At 37.1% G+C, this 17,558-nt stretch carries 20 protein-coding genes; 5 read left to right on the forward strand and 15 right to left on the reverse strand.

The genetic code is table 11. The annotated features are described in order from the left end of the window. Positions 1 to 7: 7 nt before the first annotated feature. From ABGX27_03775 to ABGX27_03840, 14 genes are all read right to left on the reverse strand, one after another. Complete coding sequence (locus ABGX27_03775) at positions 8 to 1,837, reverse strand: NADH-quinone oxidoreductase subunit L (GenBank protein MEO2068610.1); 1,830 nt, start codon at positions 1,835 to 1,837, stop codon at positions 8 to 10. Between the two features lies 1 nt (position 1,838). Beyond that, positions 1,839 to 2,147: an NADH-quinone oxidoreductase subunit NuoK gene (gene nuoK, locus ABGX27_03780; protein ID MEO2068611.1), complete on the reverse strand. Its 309-nt coding sequence runs from the start codon at positions 2,145 to 2,147 to the stop codon at positions 1,839 to 1,841. Further along, on the reverse strand, positions 2,148 to 2,624 hold the full coding sequence (locus ABGX27_03785) for an NADH-quinone oxidoreductase subunit J (GenBank protein MEO2068612.1): 477 nt from the start codon (positions 2,622 to 2,624) through the stop codon (positions 2,148 to 2,150). Next, on the reverse strand, positions 2,621 to 3,127 hold the full coding sequence (locus ABGX27_03790) for a 4Fe-4S binding protein (protein ID MEO2068613.1): 507 nt from the start codon (positions 3,125 to 3,127) through the stop codon (positions 2,621 to 2,623). Before ABGX27_03790 ends, ABGX27_03785 begins: the two co-directional genes overlap by 4 nt. A 13-nt stretch (positions 3,128 to 3,140) precedes the next feature. After that, complete coding sequence (locus ABGX27_03795) at positions 3,141 to 4,085, reverse strand: complex I subunit 1 family protein (GenBank protein MEO2068614.1); 945 nt, start codon at positions 4,083 to 4,085, stop codon at positions 3,141 to 3,143. Positions 4,086 to 4,095: 10 nt separating this feature from the next. Continuing rightward, entirely contained in the window at positions 4,096 to 5,250 is a 1,155-nt protein-coding gene (locus ABGX27_03800) for an NADH dehydrogenase subunit D (GenBank protein MEO2068615.1), read from the reverse strand. Further along, positions 5,250 to 5,708 (reverse strand): NADH-quinone oxidoreductase subunit C, encoded by a 459-nt coding sequence (locus tag ABGX27_03805; protein ID MEO2068616.1) that lies wholly within the window; start codon positions 5,706 to 5,708, stop codon positions 5,250 to 5,252. The genes ABGX27_03800 and ABGX27_03805 overlap by 1 nt, the downstream gene beginning before the upstream one ends. A gap of 9 nt (positions 5,709 to 5,717) precedes the next feature. Beyond that, positions 5,718 to 6,188, reverse strand: coding sequence for an NADH-quinone oxidoreductase subunit NuoB (gene nuoB, locus ABGX27_03810; protein ID MEO2068617.1), 471 nt, complete (start codon positions 6,186 to 6,188; stop codon positions 5,718 to 5,720). Then, a complete protein-coding gene (locus ABGX27_03815; protein ID MEO2068618.1) occupies positions 6,188 to 6,520 on the reverse strand; it encodes an NADH-quinone oxidoreductase subunit A in 333 nt (110 codons plus the stop codon). The genes nuoB and ABGX27_03815 overlap by 1 nt, the downstream gene beginning before the upstream one ends. Before the next feature lie 205 nt (positions 6,521 to 6,725). Next, a complete protein-coding gene (pstB, locus tag ABGX27_03820) occupies positions 6,726 to 7,505 on the reverse strand; it encodes a phosphate ABC transporter ATP-binding protein PstB (GenBank protein ID MEO2068619.1) in 780 nt (259 codons plus the stop codon). Positions 7,506 to 7,522: 17 nt separating this feature from the next. Next, the gene (gene pstA / locus ABGX27_03825) at positions 7,523 to 8,365 is read right to left on the reverse strand and encodes a phosphate ABC transporter permease PstA (protein MEO2068620.1); all 843 of its coding nucleotides are present in this window, start codon (positions 8,363 to 8,365) and stop codon (positions 7,523 to 7,525) included. Positions 8,366 to 8,368: 3 nt separating this feature from the next. Further along, positions 8,369 to 9,292: a phosphate ABC transporter permease subunit PstC gene (gene pstC, locus ABGX27_03830; GenBank protein MEO2068621.1), complete on the reverse strand. Its 924-nt coding sequence runs from the start codon at positions 9,290 to 9,292 to the stop codon at positions 8,369 to 8,371. 66 nt (positions 9,293 to 9,358) lie between these two features. Continuing rightward, positions 9,359 to 9,682 (reverse strand): hypothetical protein, encoded by a 324-nt coding sequence (locus ABGX27_03835; GenBank protein MEO2068622.1) that lies wholly within the window; start codon positions 9,680 to 9,682, stop codon positions 9,359 to 9,361. A gap of 66 nt (positions 9,683 to 9,748) precedes the next feature. Next, positions 9,749 to 10,630, reverse strand: a complete 882-nt coding sequence (locus ABGX27_03840; protein MEO2068623.1) for a hypothetical protein — start codon at positions 10,628 to 10,630, stop codon at positions 9,749 to 9,751. Positions 10,631 to 10,861: 231 nt separating this feature from the next. Between ABGX27_03840 and ABGX27_03845 the strand changes: the two genes are divergently transcribed. From ABGX27_03845 to lepB, 5 genes are read left to right on the forward strand one after another with little or no spacing between them, the layout of a single operon-like run. Beyond that, positions 10,862 to 11,329, forward strand: a complete 468-nt coding sequence (locus tag ABGX27_03845; GenBank protein MEO2068624.1) for a hypothetical protein — start codon at positions 10,862 to 10,864, stop codon at positions 11,327 to 11,329. 53 nt (positions 11,330 to 11,382) lie between these two features. Further along, the gene (gene dnaE, locus ABGX27_03850) at positions 11,383 to 14,835 is read left to right on the forward strand and encodes a DNA polymerase III subunit alpha (GenBank protein MEO2068625.1); all 3,453 of its coding nucleotides are present in this window, start codon (positions 11,383 to 11,385) and stop codon (positions 14,833 to 14,835) included. A gap of 10 nt (positions 14,836 to 14,845) precedes the next feature. Further along, a complete protein-coding gene (locus ABGX27_03855) occupies positions 14,846 to 15,778 on the forward strand; it encodes an acetyl-CoA carboxylase carboxyltransferase subunit alpha (GenBank protein MEO2068626.1) in 933 nt (310 codons plus the stop codon). A gap of 17 nt (positions 15,779 to 15,795) precedes the next feature. Next, positions 15,796 to 16,536 carry a phosphatase PAP2 family protein gene (locus tag ABGX27_03860; GenBank protein ID MEO2068627.1) on the forward strand — a complete coding sequence of 247 codons (741 nt, stop codon included), beginning with the start codon at positions 15,796 to 15,798 and terminating at the stop codon, positions 16,534 to 16,536. A gap of 11 nt (positions 16,537 to 16,547) precedes the next feature. Continuing rightward, the gene (gene lepB / locus ABGX27_03865; GenBank protein ID MEO2068628.1) at positions 16,548 to 17,192 is read left to right on the forward strand and encodes a signal peptidase I; all 645 of its coding nucleotides are present in this window, start codon (positions 16,548 to 16,550) and stop codon (positions 17,190 to 17,192) included. On the opposite strand, the gene ABGX27_03870 is transcribed toward lepB, so the two are convergent. Next, on the reverse strand, positions 17,189 to 17,558 hold a 370-nt coding region (locus tag ABGX27_03870; GenBank protein ID MEO2068629.1), incomplete at its 5' end, for a DNA-processing protein DprA. The genes lepB and ABGX27_03870 overlap by 4 nt on opposite strands.

Consider the following 17,558-nt stretch of genomic DNA (forward strand, 5'->3'; position numbering starts at 1 on the left):
TCCCCCTTTAGAAGACTAAGATAAGAAGTGAAAGTGCTATAACACCCATGGCAAAGTAAGTAAGGTAGTGAATTAGATCTCCAGTCTGTATCTTTCTAAACCTGTCCCAACACCACAAAGAAAGTCTCGCAGTGCCGTTTACCGCTCCATCAACCACTTTAGTATCAATCCACTCAACAGCCTTAGCAATCGAACCGTAGAATATGTTTCTACAAATCCACTTTATCGCATCATCTACCATCCAGCCCTTGTAAAGGAAAGTGTTTATAGCCTCTCCCATTGGGTGGGATAGAAACTTTTGGGTCGTAACTGCCCTTTTGAAGTAGATGAAGTAGGTAAGCACGAAAAGGACAAACATTGCAACCATCGTGGCAACAAATAGGTTTGCGTAGAATGGTTCATGGACGTTTTCAAACAAGAAATGAACTATGTCTTCCTTATAGAAAGCTGTTAGGATAGTTAAAGTTGCAAGAACGTAAAGAGGAAAAAGCATTATTGGATAACTTTCTTTGGCTCTTTGGGAAAATTCAGAAGGATTTCCTGTAAAGATGACAAACCACAGTCTAAACCCGTAAGCTACAGAAAGAACAGCTGCTACAAAAGTAAGACCAAAAAGAAATGGATTACCGAAACTGAAAGATTCTGCAAGTATCCAGTCTTTACTGAAGAAACCGTTGAAAGGAGGAATTCCCGAAAGAGCCAAGATACCTACCAAGAAAAGAATAGCAGTTTGGGGCATAAACTTGTAAAGTCCTCCAAGCTTGAAAGCATCCTTAGTGTGGTGAGTCATATGAATTACAGCACCTGCTGAAAGGAAGAGAAGTGCTTTAAAAATAGCGTGATTCATAAGATGAAAAATTCCCGCAGCAGCCGATCCAACCCCTAAGGCAACAAACATTAAGGCTAAGTGTTCCATAGTGGAAAAAGCGAGAACTTTCTTTATTTCCCTATGAGCTAACGCCCCAGTAGCAGCTATAAAAGCGGAAATAGCACCTACAAAAGCAACGATTATGAGAACGTTGGAATAGTCAAAGAATGGAAACATCCTTGCAACAAGGTAAATTCCAGCATTAACCATAGTAGCAGCGTGAATAAGAGCAGAAACGGTCGTTGGACCTTCCATTGCATCTAGAAGCCAAGGAAAAAGAGGAAATTGAGCTGACTTTCCAATGGCTCCAATAAAAAGGAGTGTTGCTATTAAAAATCCAAGTTCTACACTGAATGCATGAATAACACTTAAAGCATTAAGCTCTAGGAAGTTAACCGTTCCAAGCAAAACCCAAGCAACAATAATTCCTGCAAACATAAAAACATCGGCAAATCTCGTCATAACAAATGCTTTAAGGGCAGCCTCTGCTGCACTTCTTTTCCAATACCAGTAACCAATAAGTAAGTAGGAACAAAGTCCCACACCTTCCCAAAAGATGTAAAGACCTATAAGATTACTTGCAAAGACCAATCCAACCATAGAACCGATGAAAAAGAGCTTTTCGAAGTAATACCTGTGGGGAGAACTGTCTTCCTCCATATATCCTTTCGAAAAGATAATGTCCAAAAGCCCTATTCCTGTAGCTATCAAAGCCATAAGTATGGCCAAGTTATCAACATAAATACCGAGAGGAACAGAAAAGCTTCCAAATTTAAACCACTCAAACTCATGTACAACAGGAGATTCCCCTATGTTAAGGGCTATATATGTAGATATTCCAAAGCCAATTAATCCTGTAACAACCGCTACATAAAACGAGTTCCATCTATTTGTAAACTTCCCTACAAGGAAAGCTAAAATACTTCCAAGAAAGAAAATTCCTATATTTAGGTAAGCAAACTTTTCCATCTTACCACCTCAAGTTTTTAATTTTGGATGGTATAACTTCCCCAAAACGTTTATAGAAGACGATGACTATCGCTAGTCCAACAGCAGCTTCAAGAGCAGCAAGACCTATTGTGAAAAATGTAAAGATTTGACCCTCTATACCTCTTTGGGCCGAAAAGATCACAAAGTTTAAGTTTGCTGCATTGATAATCATTTCTACTGAGAAGAGCATTCTTATTACCGACTTTCTTGATAAAAGCCCATAGACTCCAACAGCAAATAGTGAAAAAGACAGGAAAAGATATGCATGAACATCAGCCTCAAGTAACATCTACTTTTCCTCCTTCTTCTTCGTAATAATTGCATTTGCCATGTAAAGAATTGCAGAAACAATAAATCCAAGAACTATTGTGAAAAACGAGTACTTTTCTACAAAAACGGTTCCAAGATACTTAGTTGAGTAAACGGCATAAGGGAAAGTGTCTATTGCGCTTAAAAAAGAAAGAACCGTTCCAATGGTAAGTATTAAAAGACTTAAGACAATAGCACCTATTGCTTTCCCCTTAGGTTTTTTATAACTTTCCCCAATCATCATAATTGCAAAGAGAACAAGAATAGTAACTCCACCAGCATATATGGCAAGTTGAACGCTTCCAAGAACTGGCATTCCTATTCCAAAGTAGACAAGAGCTATTTCCGATAGAAGAACGACAAAGGCTATTGCAGCCCAAAGGAGAGAAGTAGCTTCTAAAGCAACAATTGCGGAAGCTATGATTACTGCGTAGATAATCCAAAAATAGACATTCATTTTTCCTCTCCCTTTTCCTGCTTTTTCAAAGCTTCAAGCTTTTTCTTTTCCATTTTTTCTTCAAAAAGCTTTGCTTTCTCTATTGTTTCTTCTAAATTTTCCGGTTCAAAAACAAACTGCGATAGGTTTTCCCAAATAGCCGGTTCAACAAACATCCTGTAATCTTTTGTTAGCCTTATAGCTTTTTTAGGTTTCACAGGACAAGCATCTTCACAGAAACCGCAGAAGATACATTCATTAGCTCTCACACGGGGAACAGCTCTTGGTTTCTTTACTCCAGTCGGTATCATTTCTATACAGTTGACAGGGCAAGCTCTTGCGCAAAGGCTACAACCAATACAAAGGTCAGCTCGTATAATGTGCTTTCCTCTGTAGTTATACTCCCTTTCTATTCCCTTGTCCCACCAAATTTCTGTAGCTTTTGGTTCAAAAATTGCTTTCGTTATTCTGATTACCTTTTTAGTAATCTCTATTGGTAACTTAACAGCGTTTTTTAACTCCATGTTCACTCCTTCCTTAAGAAAGAATCATCTTTACAGCAGTAACAAAGACAAGGTTAAGTAGCGCTAAAGGAGTTAAAATCTTCCAACAGAACTTGAGAAGTTGATCCATTCTTATCCTTGGTGTAGAAGCTCTTACAACAAAAGTGAAGAGGTATAAAAGAACCATCTTTGCAATAAGCCAGAAAACTCCTGAAAAGAAAATTCCTTTATATCCCCCCAGGAAAAGAGTTGCAGCAAGGGCATAAAGAGCAAAAAGTTCTATAAGCTTTGATAGAACAAGAATTGCATAGTTAAATCCTCCAAACTCCGTTAAGAAACCGTAAACTATTTCCTGTTCTGCCTCTGGAATATCAAAGGGAGGTCTATCTGTAACTATTAAAGCTGCTGTGATAAAAATTAAAAAAGCAGGAAAAAGGATCAAAAAGCTTATTAGAGAACTTTTTTCTACTATTTCCATGTGGTTTAGCGTTCCGTAAAAGACAGCAGCAGAAAGGGCAGAAAGCCAAAGGGGAATTTCTCCAGAAATCATTTGATTAACAACTCTTAATCCACCGATGAAAGGATACTTACTCTTTGACGCCCAACCTGCGTAAAAGAAGATTGGGGGCATACTTGTAACGATTGCTAAAGCGATGAGAAGATCAAAGCTTGTACTGACTATAAAAGAACTATCGGAAAAAGGAATAAAGGCTATTAAAATTGCAACCATTAGGAAAGCAACGAAAGGAATAAGAGAAAAAAGGAGTTTATTTGCCCTTCGCTGAATTATGAATTCTTTCTGTAAAAGCTTAAAAACATCTGCTGTTGTCTGTAGTATTCCCCTTTTTCCAACGTAGTAAGGACCAACTCTAAGATGAACATCTGCAAGTATCTTTCTCTCCATGTAAAAGACTATCAAGAACACGACAAGTAAGAAGAGAAAACCGGGAAATACAAGTGCTTTAAACCAAGCTTCCATTTTTCCTCCTTTACCTATCTATATCCCCATGACACATATAAAGGGAAGCAAAAATGACAGGAACATCGGCAAGCTTTACTCCTTTCATTATTTCCGGCATTGCCCAAAGATTTGCAAAGGAAGGAGCTCTCATTTTAAGTCTATAAGGGCCTGTTCCTCCATTACTTATAAGGTGAAAACCGAAACAGCCCCGTGCCCATTCAACGTTGACGTAAGCTTCTCCTTTTGGAAGCTTTATCGGAAACTTTGTTCTATATTCCCCTTCAGGAAATCCCTCTATTGCCTGTCTTATTATCTTCGCAGACTCTTTAATCTCATCAAACAAAACACAGTATCTTGCGTAAGAGTCCCCTTCTTCCCTTGTAACTACTTTAAACTCAAAATCTCCATAGGCAGCGTAAGGATAGTCCTTTCTTATATCTGAAGCTACCCCAGAAGCCCTTAAAGCAGGACCTGCAAGTCCAAGTTCAACAGCTTTTTCTTTTGGAACAACGCCAACACCTACCGAACGAAGTTTTAAAGTGGGGTTATCTATGAAGACTTCTTCATAGCGAGGGATAAACTCCTTCTCAAGGTAATCTATTGCTTCAACCATTTTTTCTATAAACTTCCCCGTTGGTTCATATCTCACTCCACCTGGAATAATGGAAGATGTAGCTATCCTCTGCCCTGAATAAACTTCAAAAGCATCTAAGAACTTTTCCCTTGCCACAAGAGCCCACTGGGAAGGAGTATGAACTCCTAAAACTCCTACAAATCCTCCAAGACCAAGTAGGTGGCTTACAATTCTTCCACCCTCGCAAAGGATTACCCTCATGTAATCTGCTTTCTTGGGAACTTCTATTCCAGCAATCTTTTCAGCAGCTATTGAATATCCTGCCATTGTTCCAAAGTTGTCTATAAAGCAAGCCCTCTCTACATTAACAATCGCGTTAATCCAATTTCTATACTCAACAAGTTTCTCTAGAAGTCTTAAAACGTATCCAATATCGGGGTCAACTTTTACAACCTCATCTCCATCAATCCAAACCTTTAATCTCATAGGACCGCTGGCCGGGTGTTGAACTCCCCAGTTAAGCTGAAGAAGTTTCTCTTGTAAAAGCCCTAGATCACTGCCACTTACTTCTTTTTTCTCTTCAAGAATAAACTCGTATCCAAACTCCATTACTTAGTCCCCTTGCGATGCTTTTTAAACTGGTAAGACTTTCTCAAAGGAAATGTTCCTTCTGCCCACTCTGGTAAGAGCATAACTTCAAGCCGAGGATTTCCTACAAACTCAACTCCAAACATTTCCCAAGCTTCTCTCTCATGGGGCTGTAAAGCTGGAAAAATATCTGAAACACTAGGAACTGCTAGATTATTTTCAGAAAGTTCTATTCTGACTATTACGAACTTCTTTATGTAGATATCTTCCAAGATGTAGTTAATCTCAAAACCTCTACCTTCTGGGGTATAGTCAACAACAGATATAGTATGAGGATAGCTAAAACCGAAGTCTTTTAGAAATTTCAATAAATCCCTTATTTTTTCCTTCTCTCCAAAGATTAAAAGCATATTTGTATCGTAGCTCTCGGTTTTGAACCCAAAAAGTTCATCCACTTTTTTCTTAACATCCTCTAACATTTTCTCTCCTTAATACTCTATTTGCTCCATTTTGTTTGGATACTTTTTGGCTGCATTTTCCCTATCTTTGAGAATTATTTTTTTAAGTCTTAAAAATCCTTCCAAAATCGCTTCAGGATTTGGAGGACAACCTGCAACAAAAACATCAAAAGGAATGTACTGGGAAACATCAACAGCTACAAAGTCAGAATCCCAGTAAGGTCCTCCACCAGCTGCACAAGCTCCCATACCAAAAACATAACGGGGTTCCGGCATTTGTTGGTAAGTTCTTAAGAGAACTGGAAGAACTTTTTTTGAAACAAGTCCTGTAACTATGATAAAGTCTGCCTGTTTTGGACTTGGGGTCATCATAAAGCCGTACCTTTCCCAATCAAAACGGGGTCCCACGAGGGCTAAAATCTCTAAGGAGCAACAACCACTACAAAAGTGCACTCCCCACGGAGAATTAGCCCTTGCCCAGTCAAAGAACTTTAAGATCATTATTTCCTTCCTCCAAGCATCACGTAGGATAGGGGAATCATTAGAAGAAAGGAGAACAGAATAAACACCCACCCAAAAGCGGGATCTCCCTTTCCAATAGCATAAAGACCGAAAAAGACTCCAGCTATGTCCATAGCTATAAAGATGATCGCATAGAAGTAATATTGAAAGTTAACACTTGAGATTATTGGTTCTGGAGCTGGAAGCCCACACTCGTATGTATCTTCTTTAACAGGGTGAGGATTTCGAGGGGAAATTGCTACCGATAAAAGCCATAGCGAGAGTCCTGCTATTGCCATAACAATAACAAAAACTATGAAGTTGTAAAGCACTCTAACCTCCCTTCATATTCTTCTTCTATCCTACCACATTGTTAAAAATTTGTAAACATTTTGTAAAAGATTCGTAAATTCAAACTCTTTATTAATTTTACAACAAAAATGTTATGTACTTCAAAGGATTAAGAAAAGCTTATAAAGTTAGTAACAAAACAGAAGTAAAATAAGTAGGTGGAGAAAAAGGGAGAGAAAGAAAAACTTAGCCGAACCTTCCGGTAATGTAGTCTTCAGTTAGTTTTTCTTTCGGTTTTATAAATAGGTCTTCGGTTTTATTGAACTCTATAAGCTCTCCAAGGTACATGAAGGCAGTATAATCTGAAACTCTCGCAGCTTGTTGCATGTTATGGGTAACTATTATTATTGTCAATCTGTCTCTAAAACTAACAACAAGTTCCTCTATCTTTGCAGTTGAAATAGGGTCTAAAGCAGACGTTGGTTCATCAAAGAGGAGAACTTCAGGTTCTACCGCAATAGCTCTTGCTATACAGAGTCTTTGCTGTTGCCCTCCAGAAAGTCCAGAAGCAGGATCCTTTAATCTGTCTTTAACCTCATCCCAAAGGGCAGCATCCTTTAAAGCTTTTTCTACTCTGTCTTCAAGTTCCGATTTATTTTTTATTCCTTTAAGTTTTAACCCGTAAGCAACGTTATCAAATATGGACATAGGAAAAGCTGTCGGTTTTTGAAAAACCATTCCAACTCTACTTCTTAATTTAATTAAATCATAATCTTTATCTAGGATATTTTCTCCATCAAGTAAAATTTTTCCTTCGTATCTATTTCCAGGGTAAAGATCGTGCATTCTGTTAAAACACCTTAAAAGCGTTGTTTTTCCACATCCAGAAGGACCAATAAGAGCAGTTATTCTCTTTTCAGGAACTTTAAAGGATATGTTCTTTAGAGCATGTTTACTTCCATAATAGAAATTAAGGTTCTCTACGCTAATTTTTGCATTCTCTTCTATTTCAATTATGAACGCCATAAACTCACTCCTCCAAGTTACTTTTTGAACTTCCAGCTAGCTAAAACTCTACCTAAAATGTTTGCTCCCAAGACGCTAACTGTGAGAATTAGAGCTGCTGCCCAAGCAAGTTCTTGCCAGTACTCATAAGGGCTCATAGCGTAATCGTACATAGTAACAGTTAAAGATGCCATAGGTTGAGTCATATCAAGAGTGAAAAAGTTATTGTTAAAGGATGTAAAGAGTAAAGGCGCTGTTTCCCCTCCAATTCTTGCCACAGACAAAATTACTCCTGTTAAAATTCCTGTAATGGCAGACCTATAAACTATGTCCTTAATTACCTTAAACTTTGTAGCTCCTAAAGCGTATCCAGCTTCCCTAAGTTCTGGAGGAACAAGCCTTAACATGTCGTCTGTTGTTCTTAAGATAATTGGAATCATCATAATTGCTAAAGACACAGCTCCAGCAATTCCCATAAAGTGTCCAACCGGCTTTACCAAAATGGCATAAATGAAAGTACCCACTACTATGGAAGGAATACTCATCATTATATCTGAAAGGTCTCTAACAACTTTTGCTAGTCTACTGTTTTGTCCGTATTCAGCAATGTAAGTTCCTGCTAAAATTCCAAGAGGAATACCAATAACTGTAGCCGTTAAAACTATTAGAGCCTGACCAACTATTGCGTGTTTAAGCCCTCCGCTATTTTCCCCAGGAGAAGGTGGATCTCCTATAAACACATCTAAAGAAATGGCAGAGAAACCTTTATAGGCAAGAGTTCCCAATATCCAGAAAAGCCACACAATTCCAAAAATTGCTGCAAAAGTCGAAAGGACGAGAATAATGTTGTTTACGATCTTTCTCCTTTTAACTGCGTCCAACTTTTACCTCTCAACCTTTTTCAAGAATACAAACTTTCCAATTGCTATTATTAAAAAGCTCATTACAAAGAGAATTAAAGCTAAGTAGAAAAGGCTTGAAAGGTAAAGGTCTGTATCGGCTTCTGTAAACTCGTTAGCAAGAGTAACGGTAATTGAAGTAGCAGGTTCCAGTATTGAGTGAGGTATTATTGGTTGATTACCCATAACAAACGTAACAGCCATTGTCTCACCAAGAGATCTACCAAGAGAAAGAATTATTCCTCCAATTACTCCAAGCTTAGCGTAAGGAATAACAACATCTTTCATAACATCCCATTTAGTTGCCCCAAGTGCATATGCGGACTCTTTTAAGATATTTGGAACCATATTAAATGAATCTCTTGCAATAGCAGCAGTAAAGGGCAGAATCATTATTGAAAGAACAATAGAAGCTGTAAGGAGACCTATTCCGGGAGTAAAGCCTGAGAACCATTCGCCTATTACGGGAATTTTCCCTAAGGTTGCATGAATTATAGGTTGAACTTTATCCCTCATAAAAGGAGCAAAGTAGAAAAGTCCCCACATACCGTAAATAATACTTGGAATAGCTGCTAAAAGCTCGACTGCAACCCCTACTGGAGTTCTCAAAAAGTGTGGTGCAATTTCTGTTAAGAAAATGGCTATGCCAATCGCAACAGGTACAGCTATCAGAATAGCAATAAAGGTACTTACAATCGTTCCAAAGATTGCAGGAGCTCCCCCGAATTTTTCAAGTGGAGGATTCCAAGTAGTTGATGTAATAAACTCCCAAATACCAAAAGTGTTTATAGAAAGGGATGACTCCTTGTAAAGAACTATTGCAAGAAGTCCTAAGATTATGACAACAAGTAGAGTGGAGAATAGAGCTACCTTACTAAAAAGCCAGTCAAAAACTCTTGCCTTTTTCACCTCTAACTCCGTTCAGCCTACTTTTCAGGCAGTATATTACCATTTTTAAGTAAAAATTTTGTTAAGTTATTTCATTTGTGCCTCATATTTATGGAGGTAATAAATATGCTTTTTATGTATCCAGCAGTAAAACTTCCAATCTCTTTTGTCTATTAACCGTTCTGCATATTCTATGGCTTTTTTATAACGGGCACGCATAGGAGGGTCAAACTCTGAATCCATTTTATTAAAAGCTTCTTTCGTTAACATCAAAAATTGCTCTGCTAGTTCAAACTCCTTAATTTGACGTGCAATTTCGGTTAGAGTTAATCCTTCTAGTACAGAATTATCTCTGAAAGTTTCTTCTTCAAGAATCGCTTTAACAAGGAGAGATAGAGCTCTCTTTCTCATCCAATCGCCCATTATCCTGTAGTATTTGTAAACGCTTAAATGATGTGGATAATCCTCCAGGAATCCCTATACTGAATCGGCTTCTAAGAAGTAGTCGGAAACACTTAAAGCATTTATCCCAGCAGAAGAGTAGAAACCTGTTTCCTCATTTATAACAGAAGCCCACAAATAGGCAAGCTCCTTCCAATTCCGAATAGCATCCTCTTTTAGATAAGAAATTATCAACTCATATTTACCTTCTTTAAGTAATTTTTTAAACACCTCTACTTTCAAGCTCTTTTTATTTTTCTCTTTTTCCTCTTTTCTCCTTCTTAAGGAAAAGTTTAAAAATTTTACTCTGAAACTCTCATCTAACACAGGAAGCGTTACCGGCAAAATGTTGGTTTCTATTAAGTAATCTTTTCTCAAAGGAAAATTATTTTCCAAGTAAAAACATCTAACAATTTCTTCCATAAACTCGTCTTCAGTAATCATTCCAGCGCTAAGTCCTTCATATAACGCAGAAGCCTCGCACTTTTCAACATCTTCAAAAGAAATATTTTTTGACTCTTGAGATGATTCCCTTTCAGTTTCTGCCTTCTCTTCTTTCTCTTTCGAAATTGCTTTTTTTAATCTTTTCACTTTTGATTCCTCTATTTCCTCTCCTTCCTCCTCTTCCCCTTCTTCATCTTCTTCCTTTAGTCTTCGTAGTAACTCTTTTATCTCTGTTCCTAATTCTAATTCTTCGTACATTTCTTCTATCTCAGGATCTTCATCTTCTATTTCGATAGATCCTATTTCATAATCCGTATAAGTGCAATTTGGACAGACTTGAAGGTTGAAAAAAGGAGGAATCTTTCTGAAATCCAAAGAAGGATTCCCAAAGTATGAGAAACTCATTACAGATCTTTGTGTACTTACTGCTCCACAAACGTCACACTTTACACATCTGTGAACTACGTATGTCATCTCTTTCGCCTCTATCTATTTTTCCCTCATCTAACGCTATAATAAACGAAAGTTATAAGAAGAAGGAGGATCAAAATGCCACTAAACGCCAGTATGGATGCAATTTTAAAAAATTGCGTAAATGGAGTAAACTAGCCGCGGAAAGCTTACTATAAAGCAAGTGGCGGAGAATGGTTATGGGCTGCTCCTGAATACTTCATAACAACAAAAATTTTTGAGGAGCTATCCAAATTGAATCTACTATTAGAACTGGAGAGTAACATAGGAGAAACTATTCACAACGCTGCTATACAGTATCCAGGACGCTACCCAAAATTCCTAAACTTGAACGGTAGATTTGACATAACGGTTTGGTGGAAAGATGGTTCTCCACGAGGAGCCATTGAAGTAAAGGTTATGAAAAATAACTCTTTAAAACCTATAAAAGATGATTTAAAAGAGATAAAGGAATTTTTGAAATTGGCAAAAAAGAAAGAAAATTCCAAAATCCAGTTTGGATCAATTGTTGTTTATACAGATTACTACGATGAAGAAGGTAAAGCGGACGAGACAGTTAAGAGAAGGATTAACAACATATTAAAAGAATGCACAACCATTGCCAGAGAAAATGGATTCATCATTAGAAAATGGGATGAAGTTATAAAGATAAGTGATGAGGAAAGTGCATACGGAATAGCTGCTTGTATGTTTAGCATTTAAACTTACATTAACTATAACATAACTCAGAATTTCTCTGCTGAAGGAGTTTCCAAATGGCAAATAAAGGTGATTTTGTTCACTTACACCTTCATTCCCAGTATTCATTACTCGATGGAGCAATAAAAATTAAAGACCTTGTTAAGAAAGCAAAAGAATATGGAATGCCTGCTGTTGCCGTTACAGACCACGGTAATATGTATGCATCTTATGAACTTTACACACCCTGCAAGGAAGAAGGAATAAAACCAATAATTGGACAAGAGTTCTATATAGCCAAAGGGTCAAGGCTTGATAAGAAAAAGGGAGATGAAGGAGAAAAAGGAAGTTACCACCTTGTCCTCATTGCCAAAAATGAAATAGGACTTAAAAACTTAATGAAGCTTAGCACTATAGGTTTCGTTGAGGGCTTTTATTACAAGCCTCGTATAGATAAAGAAGTTTTAGAAAAGCACCGTGAAGGACTTATAGCACTTTCAGCTTGTATCCAAGGAGAAATACCGCTTCTTTACCTTCAAGGAAAAGAAGAAGAAGCTGTAAAAGTTGCCAAGTGGTATAAGGAACTTTTTGGAGAGGACTTTTACCTTGAAATACAAGACCATGGACTAGAAGAGCAGAAAAAAGCCAACAGGTTCTTAATTGAACTTTCTAAAAAACTTGATATTGAACTTGTTGCGACAAACGATGCCCACTACTTAGACAAAGAAGACTGGGAAGCCCACGATGTTCTCTTGTGTCTTCAAACTGGTAAGAAACTCCAAGACAAAGAAAGAATGAGATTCCCAACGAAGGAATTTTACTTTAAAGATGCAAATGAAATGCTTAATGTTTTCAAAGAAGTCCCTCATGCTGTCTTTAACACCTTAAAGGTTGCAGAAAAGGTAGAAGACACTTTACCCCTTTTTGAATCTTCGGAGTATCTGCTTCCTAAGTACAACGTTCCCGAAGGATATACTTATGAGTCCTTCTTAAGAGAACTTGCAGAAAAAGGACTTGAGAGAAGGTTTAAAGAGCAAGGTATTACCGACAGCGAAACAAAAAGAAAATACTACGAAAGACTCAACCATGAACTAAAAATAATTTCCCAAATGGGATTTCCAGGATATTTCTTAATCGTTTGGGACTTTATTAACTGGGCAAAGAAAAATGGAATTCCTGTTGGCCCTGGAAGAGGTTCTGCTGCAGGTTCACTCGTCGCCTATGCGATAGGTATTACAGATATAGACCCCCTAAAGTTTAACCTCCTGTTTGAACGTTTCCTTAACCCAGAAAGGGTAACAATGCCCGATATAGACGTTGACATATGTCAGATAGGAAGGGATAGGGTAATCCAATACGTTAGAGAAAAGTACGGAGAAGATAAGGTTTGCCAGATAATCACCTTTGGAACTATGAAAACAAAAATGGTTGTAAGAGATGTAGGAAGAGTCCTTGGAATTCCTCCAAAAGAGGTTGATAAGTTTGCAAAGCTTATTCCAAACGATGCCAAGTCCATAGAGGATGCAATAGAGAAAGCTCCAGAAATTAAAGAAATGGCAGAAAAAGATGAAACAATAAAGAAGCTTTTAAACATTGCTTCAAAACTTCAGGGACTTGCAAGACAAACCGGTGTTCACGCTGCAGGAGTTGTTATCGCCCCTGAAACTCTAACCAACTACATTCCTCTTGCAAAGAGTAAAGATGGTGATATTACTACCCAGTATGATATGGGACAGGTAGAAGCATTAGGACTCTTGAAAATGGACTTTTTGGGTCTTAAGACCCTCACAATTATTGATAGAACAATAAAACTTATAGAAGAAAGACACGGAGTAAAGATCGACATAAACAAACTTCCACTTGATGATGAAAAGACCTTTAAACTCCTCCAGGAAGGAAACACAATTGGAGTATTCCAGCTTGAATCTCAAGGAATGAGAAATTTAATGAAAAGGCTAAAACCTTCTGTGTTTGAAGACATAATAGCCCTTGTTGCACTTTACCGTCCAGGACCTTTAAACTCAGGAATGGCAGAAAGTTATATAAAACGTAAACACGGTCAAGAAGAGGTTGATTACATATTCCCAGAGCTTGAGCCGATCCTAAAAGAAACTTACGGGCTTTTCATCTATCAAGAACAGATCATGCAAATAGCAAACGTTCTTGCTGGATATTCTCTCGGAGAAGCGGACCTTTTACGCCGTGCGATGGGTAAGAAAAAGAAAGAGATAATGGAGGAGCAGAGAGAAATTTTTGTTTCAAGAGCAGTAGAGAGGGGATATCCAAAGGAGAAAATAGAAAAGCTTTTTGATGATATTGCAAAGTTTGCAGAATACGGATTCAACAAATCCCACTCAGCAGCTTACGGGTTTTTGGCCTATGTCACAGCTTATCTTAAAGCCCACTATCCAAAAGAACTGATGACAGTAATGCTATCTCTTGACTTTGATAAAACTGACGAAATCGTTAAACTAATAAAGGACTGTAGAGAAAATGGAATTCCTGTTTATCCACCAGACATAAACAAAAGTAATGCTTTCTTCTCCATAGAAGGCGAGGGAATAAGGTTTGGACTTGCAGGAATAAAAGGGGTTGGAGAAAAGGCTGCTAAGCATATAGTTGAAGTAAGAGAAAAGGGAGGAGAGTTTAAAGACATTTACGACTTTTGCGAAAGAGTGGATCTAAAACAGGTAAACAGAAAAGTTATTGAATCCCTTATAAAAGCAGGAGCTTTTGACTCAACGAAAGTTTCAAGAGCTGCAAACTTAGAAGTTCTTGATAAAGCTATGTCTTTAGCACAAAGCCTTCAAAAAACAAAAAGCAAAGGACTTATGAGCTTGTTTGGAAACGAAACAGAAGTAATACCCAAGGAATTCCCAAAGGTCAAAGAGTGGCCAGACAGAATAAAACTTGAGTATGAAAGACAAGCAATAGGTTTCTATCTTTCTGGACATCCTCTTTTAGAGTATGAAGAATTTATTCAGTTTGGATTTAACAAAACCTCCGAAAAAGAAGAGTGGAAAGACGAACAGGAAGTTAGACTTGCAGGAGCAATTACAGACGTTACAACAAAGAGAACTCAAAGAGGAGATCTTTGGGCTACAGTAGAAATATCCGACCTTGAAGGAACAGTTTCAATTTTGGTCTTTCCAAACGTTTATAAAGAAAAAATGGAATTCCTAACAGAAGGAAATGTCGTTGTAATAGAAGGAACCGTTAGGGAAGAAGAGGAAACAAAGTCTATAATTGCAAAAGAAATATATCCACTAAACGACAAGCTTCTAAAAGAAATAAATAACATCATTATAAGAATAAACGAAGAAGAAATTAACGACGAATTCTTAGGACGTTTAAAAGAGTTCATAGAGAAAAACAGAAGTTCAAAAGGAAGACCTATCGTGATAGAAGCAAAACTAAAAGACTGTTTTGTAAAATTGCAAACGCATCCAGACTATACTTTGCCTGTTGACCCTGCAGTTTTAAAAGAACTACAAGGGATAATTCCCAAGGAAAGAATCCTTTTACAGTAGAGGTGAAAAAATGCAAACACTCTTTGAATTTGAAAAGAAGGTTGATAAACTGAGAAAAAAGATAGAGGAACTAAAAAGTATGGGCAAACACGATAAAGAAGTTATAGAGGAAATAGAAAAGAAGTTCCAGAAGAAAATAAAAGAATTTTACGAAAACCTCTCCTCGTGGGATAGAGTCCAAATAGCAAGACATCCAGATAGACCCCACGCAATAGACTATATAAATAACGTTTTCACAGACTTTATAGAACTTCATGGAGACAGACACTACGGAGATGGAAAGGCAATCATTGCAGGATTTGCAAAGTTTTGCGGAAAACCTGTTTGTGTTATAGGACAGGAAAAAGGAAGAGATACAAAAGAAAAGATAGCAAGGAACTTTGGAATGCCCCTTCCTGAAGACTATAGGAAAGCTTTAAGAGTTATGAAACTTGCTGAAAAGTTTGGAAAACCGATAATTACTTTGGTTGATACTCCCGGAGCTTTCCCTGGGATTGAAGCAGAAGAACATGGACAGTCTGAAGCAATAGCAAGAAACCTTTTTGAAATGGCAAAACTGAAAGTTCCTATCATTAGTGTTGTTATTGGAGAAGGAGGTTCTGGAGGAGCTTTAGCAATAAGTGTCGCTAATAAACTCTTAATGCTTGAAAACGCCATATACTCGGTTATATCTCCTGAAGGTTGTGCTGCGATCCTTTGGCAGTCTCAAGAAAAGGTTAAAGAAGCCTCAGAAGCTTTAAAACTTACGTCAAAAGACCTCCTAAAACTTGGAATAATAGATGAGATAATCCCAGAACCTCTTGAAGGAGCCCATAGAGATTGGGATACAACGTTTAAAAACTTTAAAGAACATGTTCAAAAAGCCTTAGAAGAACTTGAAAAGCTTTCACCTTCTCTCCTTGTAAAGCAAAGGTACGAAAAGTTTAGAAATATTGGAGTATAAAAAGGAGAATAAAATCAATGAAGATAAGAATGTTCCTTTTTATTTTTGTATTTCTTTGTTTTCCACTAAAATCCTTTGGGGGAATTCTTAACGAGTACTACAAAGATGTCTCTTACACATTTCAAGAAGTGAAAAAAAATAAAAAAGCTCTTACCATTTTTGGAAGTGCTTTAGGATTAAGTTTTCTCCTTGATGAAAAGGTAAGGGAGCTAGTAGCTAAAAACCAAAGTAAATTCCTTACAGATTTTACGGACTTCACTAATAACTTTGGTGAATATAAACTTTTATTTCCTTCAATAGCATTCTTAGGAACTACAGGATATTTAACGAAAAACAAAAAATTGGCTGAGGCTTCCTTAACATCATTAGAAGCTGGATTTACTGCCGGTCTAATCACCGTTGGAATAAAAGTTGCAATAGGTAGACAAAGACCTTACTGTTCAAACGATCCTTTTACGTTTAAACCTTTTGATGGAACTTTTGACTGTATGTCCTTTCCCTCTGGTCACACAACTTTAGCGTGGTCAATGATAACACCTTTTGCTGTATACTACGATAAACCAATTCTCTACCTAATTCCAATTTCTGTGAATATCGCAAGAATTTATAAGAACAAACACTGGTTATCCGACACAGTAATGTCAGCAGGTCTTGGTTTCTCAATAGGATACTTTTTCTCCAAAAGACATTTAACTAAGAAACAAAAGGTTGTCTTTAATATAACTCCGAATAGTATTATGGTTGGATTCAGGTTCTAAAGGAGGAATCTATGGACACAGAAAAGATAATAGAGAACTTAAAATCATTTGCCATAGCCCTTATATTGGCTTTAATAATAAGAGCCTTCATTGTTCAGTCTTTTCACATTCCATCAGGTTCTATGATACCAAGCTTGCTTATAGGAGATTTCATCTTAGTTGACAAGATAACTTACCACTTCAGAGAACCTGATAGAGGAGATGTTGTGGTTTTTCATTTTCCATTAAATGAAGATATATACTACATCAAAAGGATTATTGGTATCCCAGGAGACAAGATAGAAATTATTAATGGCAAGGTTTATATAAATGGTAAACCATGTAAATACGAGTTTGCAGGATTCTATACTTACAAAGAGAAAGGTGAAACAAACAACGGAAAAATTTTCTACGAGTCCCTACCAAGGTCAAAAGATGGAGAAAAGAAACATATGATCCTAAAGACAGGCATTCAAGGAGACAATGTAGGTGTTTTAGTTGTTCCTAAAGGAAAGTATTTTGTTATGGGTGATAACAGGAACAACAGCTACGACAGTCGTTTTTGGGGATTTGTAGACAGGGATAAAATAGTTGGGATAGCAAGAATTATCTTCTTCTCTTGGGATAGAGAAAAACACCTACCAAGACTAAACAGAATTTTCAGGATGGTAAATTAAACAACACTATAAAAGTTTCCGTCTCTCTTTATTATTCCTGCTACTTCCATTTCAAGGAGTTTTGCCATTATTTCCGCAGTATTTTCTTTTAAAACTTCCGAAAGTTCATCAACACTCATAGGCTTTTCTTTTAAAACAGAATATATCTTTTTGAACTCTTCAGGAATTTTTTGTTCCCTTTCTAAAACTTCTCTCTTTAAGAAAGGTAACTCCTCAAATATGTTATCAAAGGATAAAAGAGGAATAGCCCCTTCTTTGATTAACTTGTTTGTTCCTACGCTATAAGGAGAATCTATATTTCCTGGAATCGCAAAAACAACTCTTCCCTGTTCTAAAGCAAAGTTAGCAGTAATTAAAGCGTTACAA

This window comes from Desulfurobacteriaceae bacterium (assembly GCA_039832905.1).
Lineage (GTDB): Bacteria > Aquificota > Aquificia > Desulfurobacteriales > Desulfurobacteriaceae > Desulfurobacterium.

What these genes read in the sequence shown, in the direction of transcription:
- ABGX27_03775 (MEO2068610.1), bottom strand. Translation starts at nt 1,837, where the DNA reads ATGGAAAAGTTTGCTTACCTAAATATAGGAATTTTCTTTCTTGGAAGT.
- nuoK (MEO2068611.1), bottom strand. Translation starts at nt 2,147, where the DNA reads ATGTTACTTGAGGCTGATGTTCATGCATATCTTTTCCTGTCTTTTTCA.
- ABGX27_03785 (MEO2068612.1), bottom strand. Translation starts at nt 2,624, where the DNA reads ATGAATGTCTATTTTTGGATTATCTACGCAGTAATCATAGCTTCCGCA.
- ABGX27_03790 (MEO2068613.1), bottom strand. Translation starts at nt 3,127, where the DNA reads ATGGAGTTAAAAAACGCTGTTAAGTTACCAATAGAGATTACTAAAAAG.
- ABGX27_03795 (MEO2068614.1), bottom strand. Translation starts at nt 4,085, where the DNA reads ATGGAAGCTTGGTTTAAAGCACTTGTATTTCCCGGTTTTCTCTTCTTA.
- ABGX27_03800 (MEO2068615.1), bottom strand. Translation starts at nt 5,250, where the DNA reads ATGGAGTTTGGATACGAGTTTATTCTTGAAGAGAAAAAAGAAGTAAGT.
- ABGX27_03805 (MEO2068616.1), bottom strand. Translation starts at nt 5,708, where the DNA reads ATGTTAGAGGATGTTAAGAAAAAAGTGGATGAACTTTTTGGGTTCAAA.
- nuoB (MEO2068617.1), bottom strand. Translation starts at nt 6,188, where the DNA reads ATGATCTTAAAGTTCTTTGACTGGGCAAGGGCTAATTCTCCGTGGGGA.
- pstB (MEO2068619.1), bottom strand. Translation starts at nt 7,505, where the DNA reads ATGGCGTTCATAATTGAAATAGAAGAGAATGCAAAAATTAGCGTAGAG.
- ABGX27_03835 (MEO2068622.1), bottom strand. Translation starts at nt 9,682, where the DNA reads ATGAGAAAGAGAGCTCTATCTCTCCTTGTTAAAGCGATTCTTGAAGAA.
- ABGX27_03840 (MEO2068623.1), bottom strand. Translation starts at nt 10,630, where the DNA reads ATGACATACGTAGTTCACAGATGTGTAAAGTGTGACGTTTGTGGAGCA.
- dnaE (MEO2068625.1), top strand. Translation starts at nt 11,383, where the DNA reads ATGGCAAATAAAGGTGATTTTGTTCACTTACACCTTCATTCCCAGTAT.
- ABGX27_03855 (MEO2068626.1), top strand. Translation starts at nt 14,846, where the DNA reads ATGCAAACACTCTTTGAATTTGAAAAGAAGGTTGATAAACTGAGAAAA.
- ABGX27_03860 (MEO2068627.1), top strand. Translation starts at nt 15,796, where the DNA reads ATGAAGATAAGAATGTTCCTTTTTATTTTTGTATTTCTTTGTTTTCCA.
- lepB (MEO2068628.1), top strand. Translation starts at nt 16,548, where the DNA reads ATGGACACAGAAAAGATAATAGAGAACTTAAAATCATTTGCCATAGCC.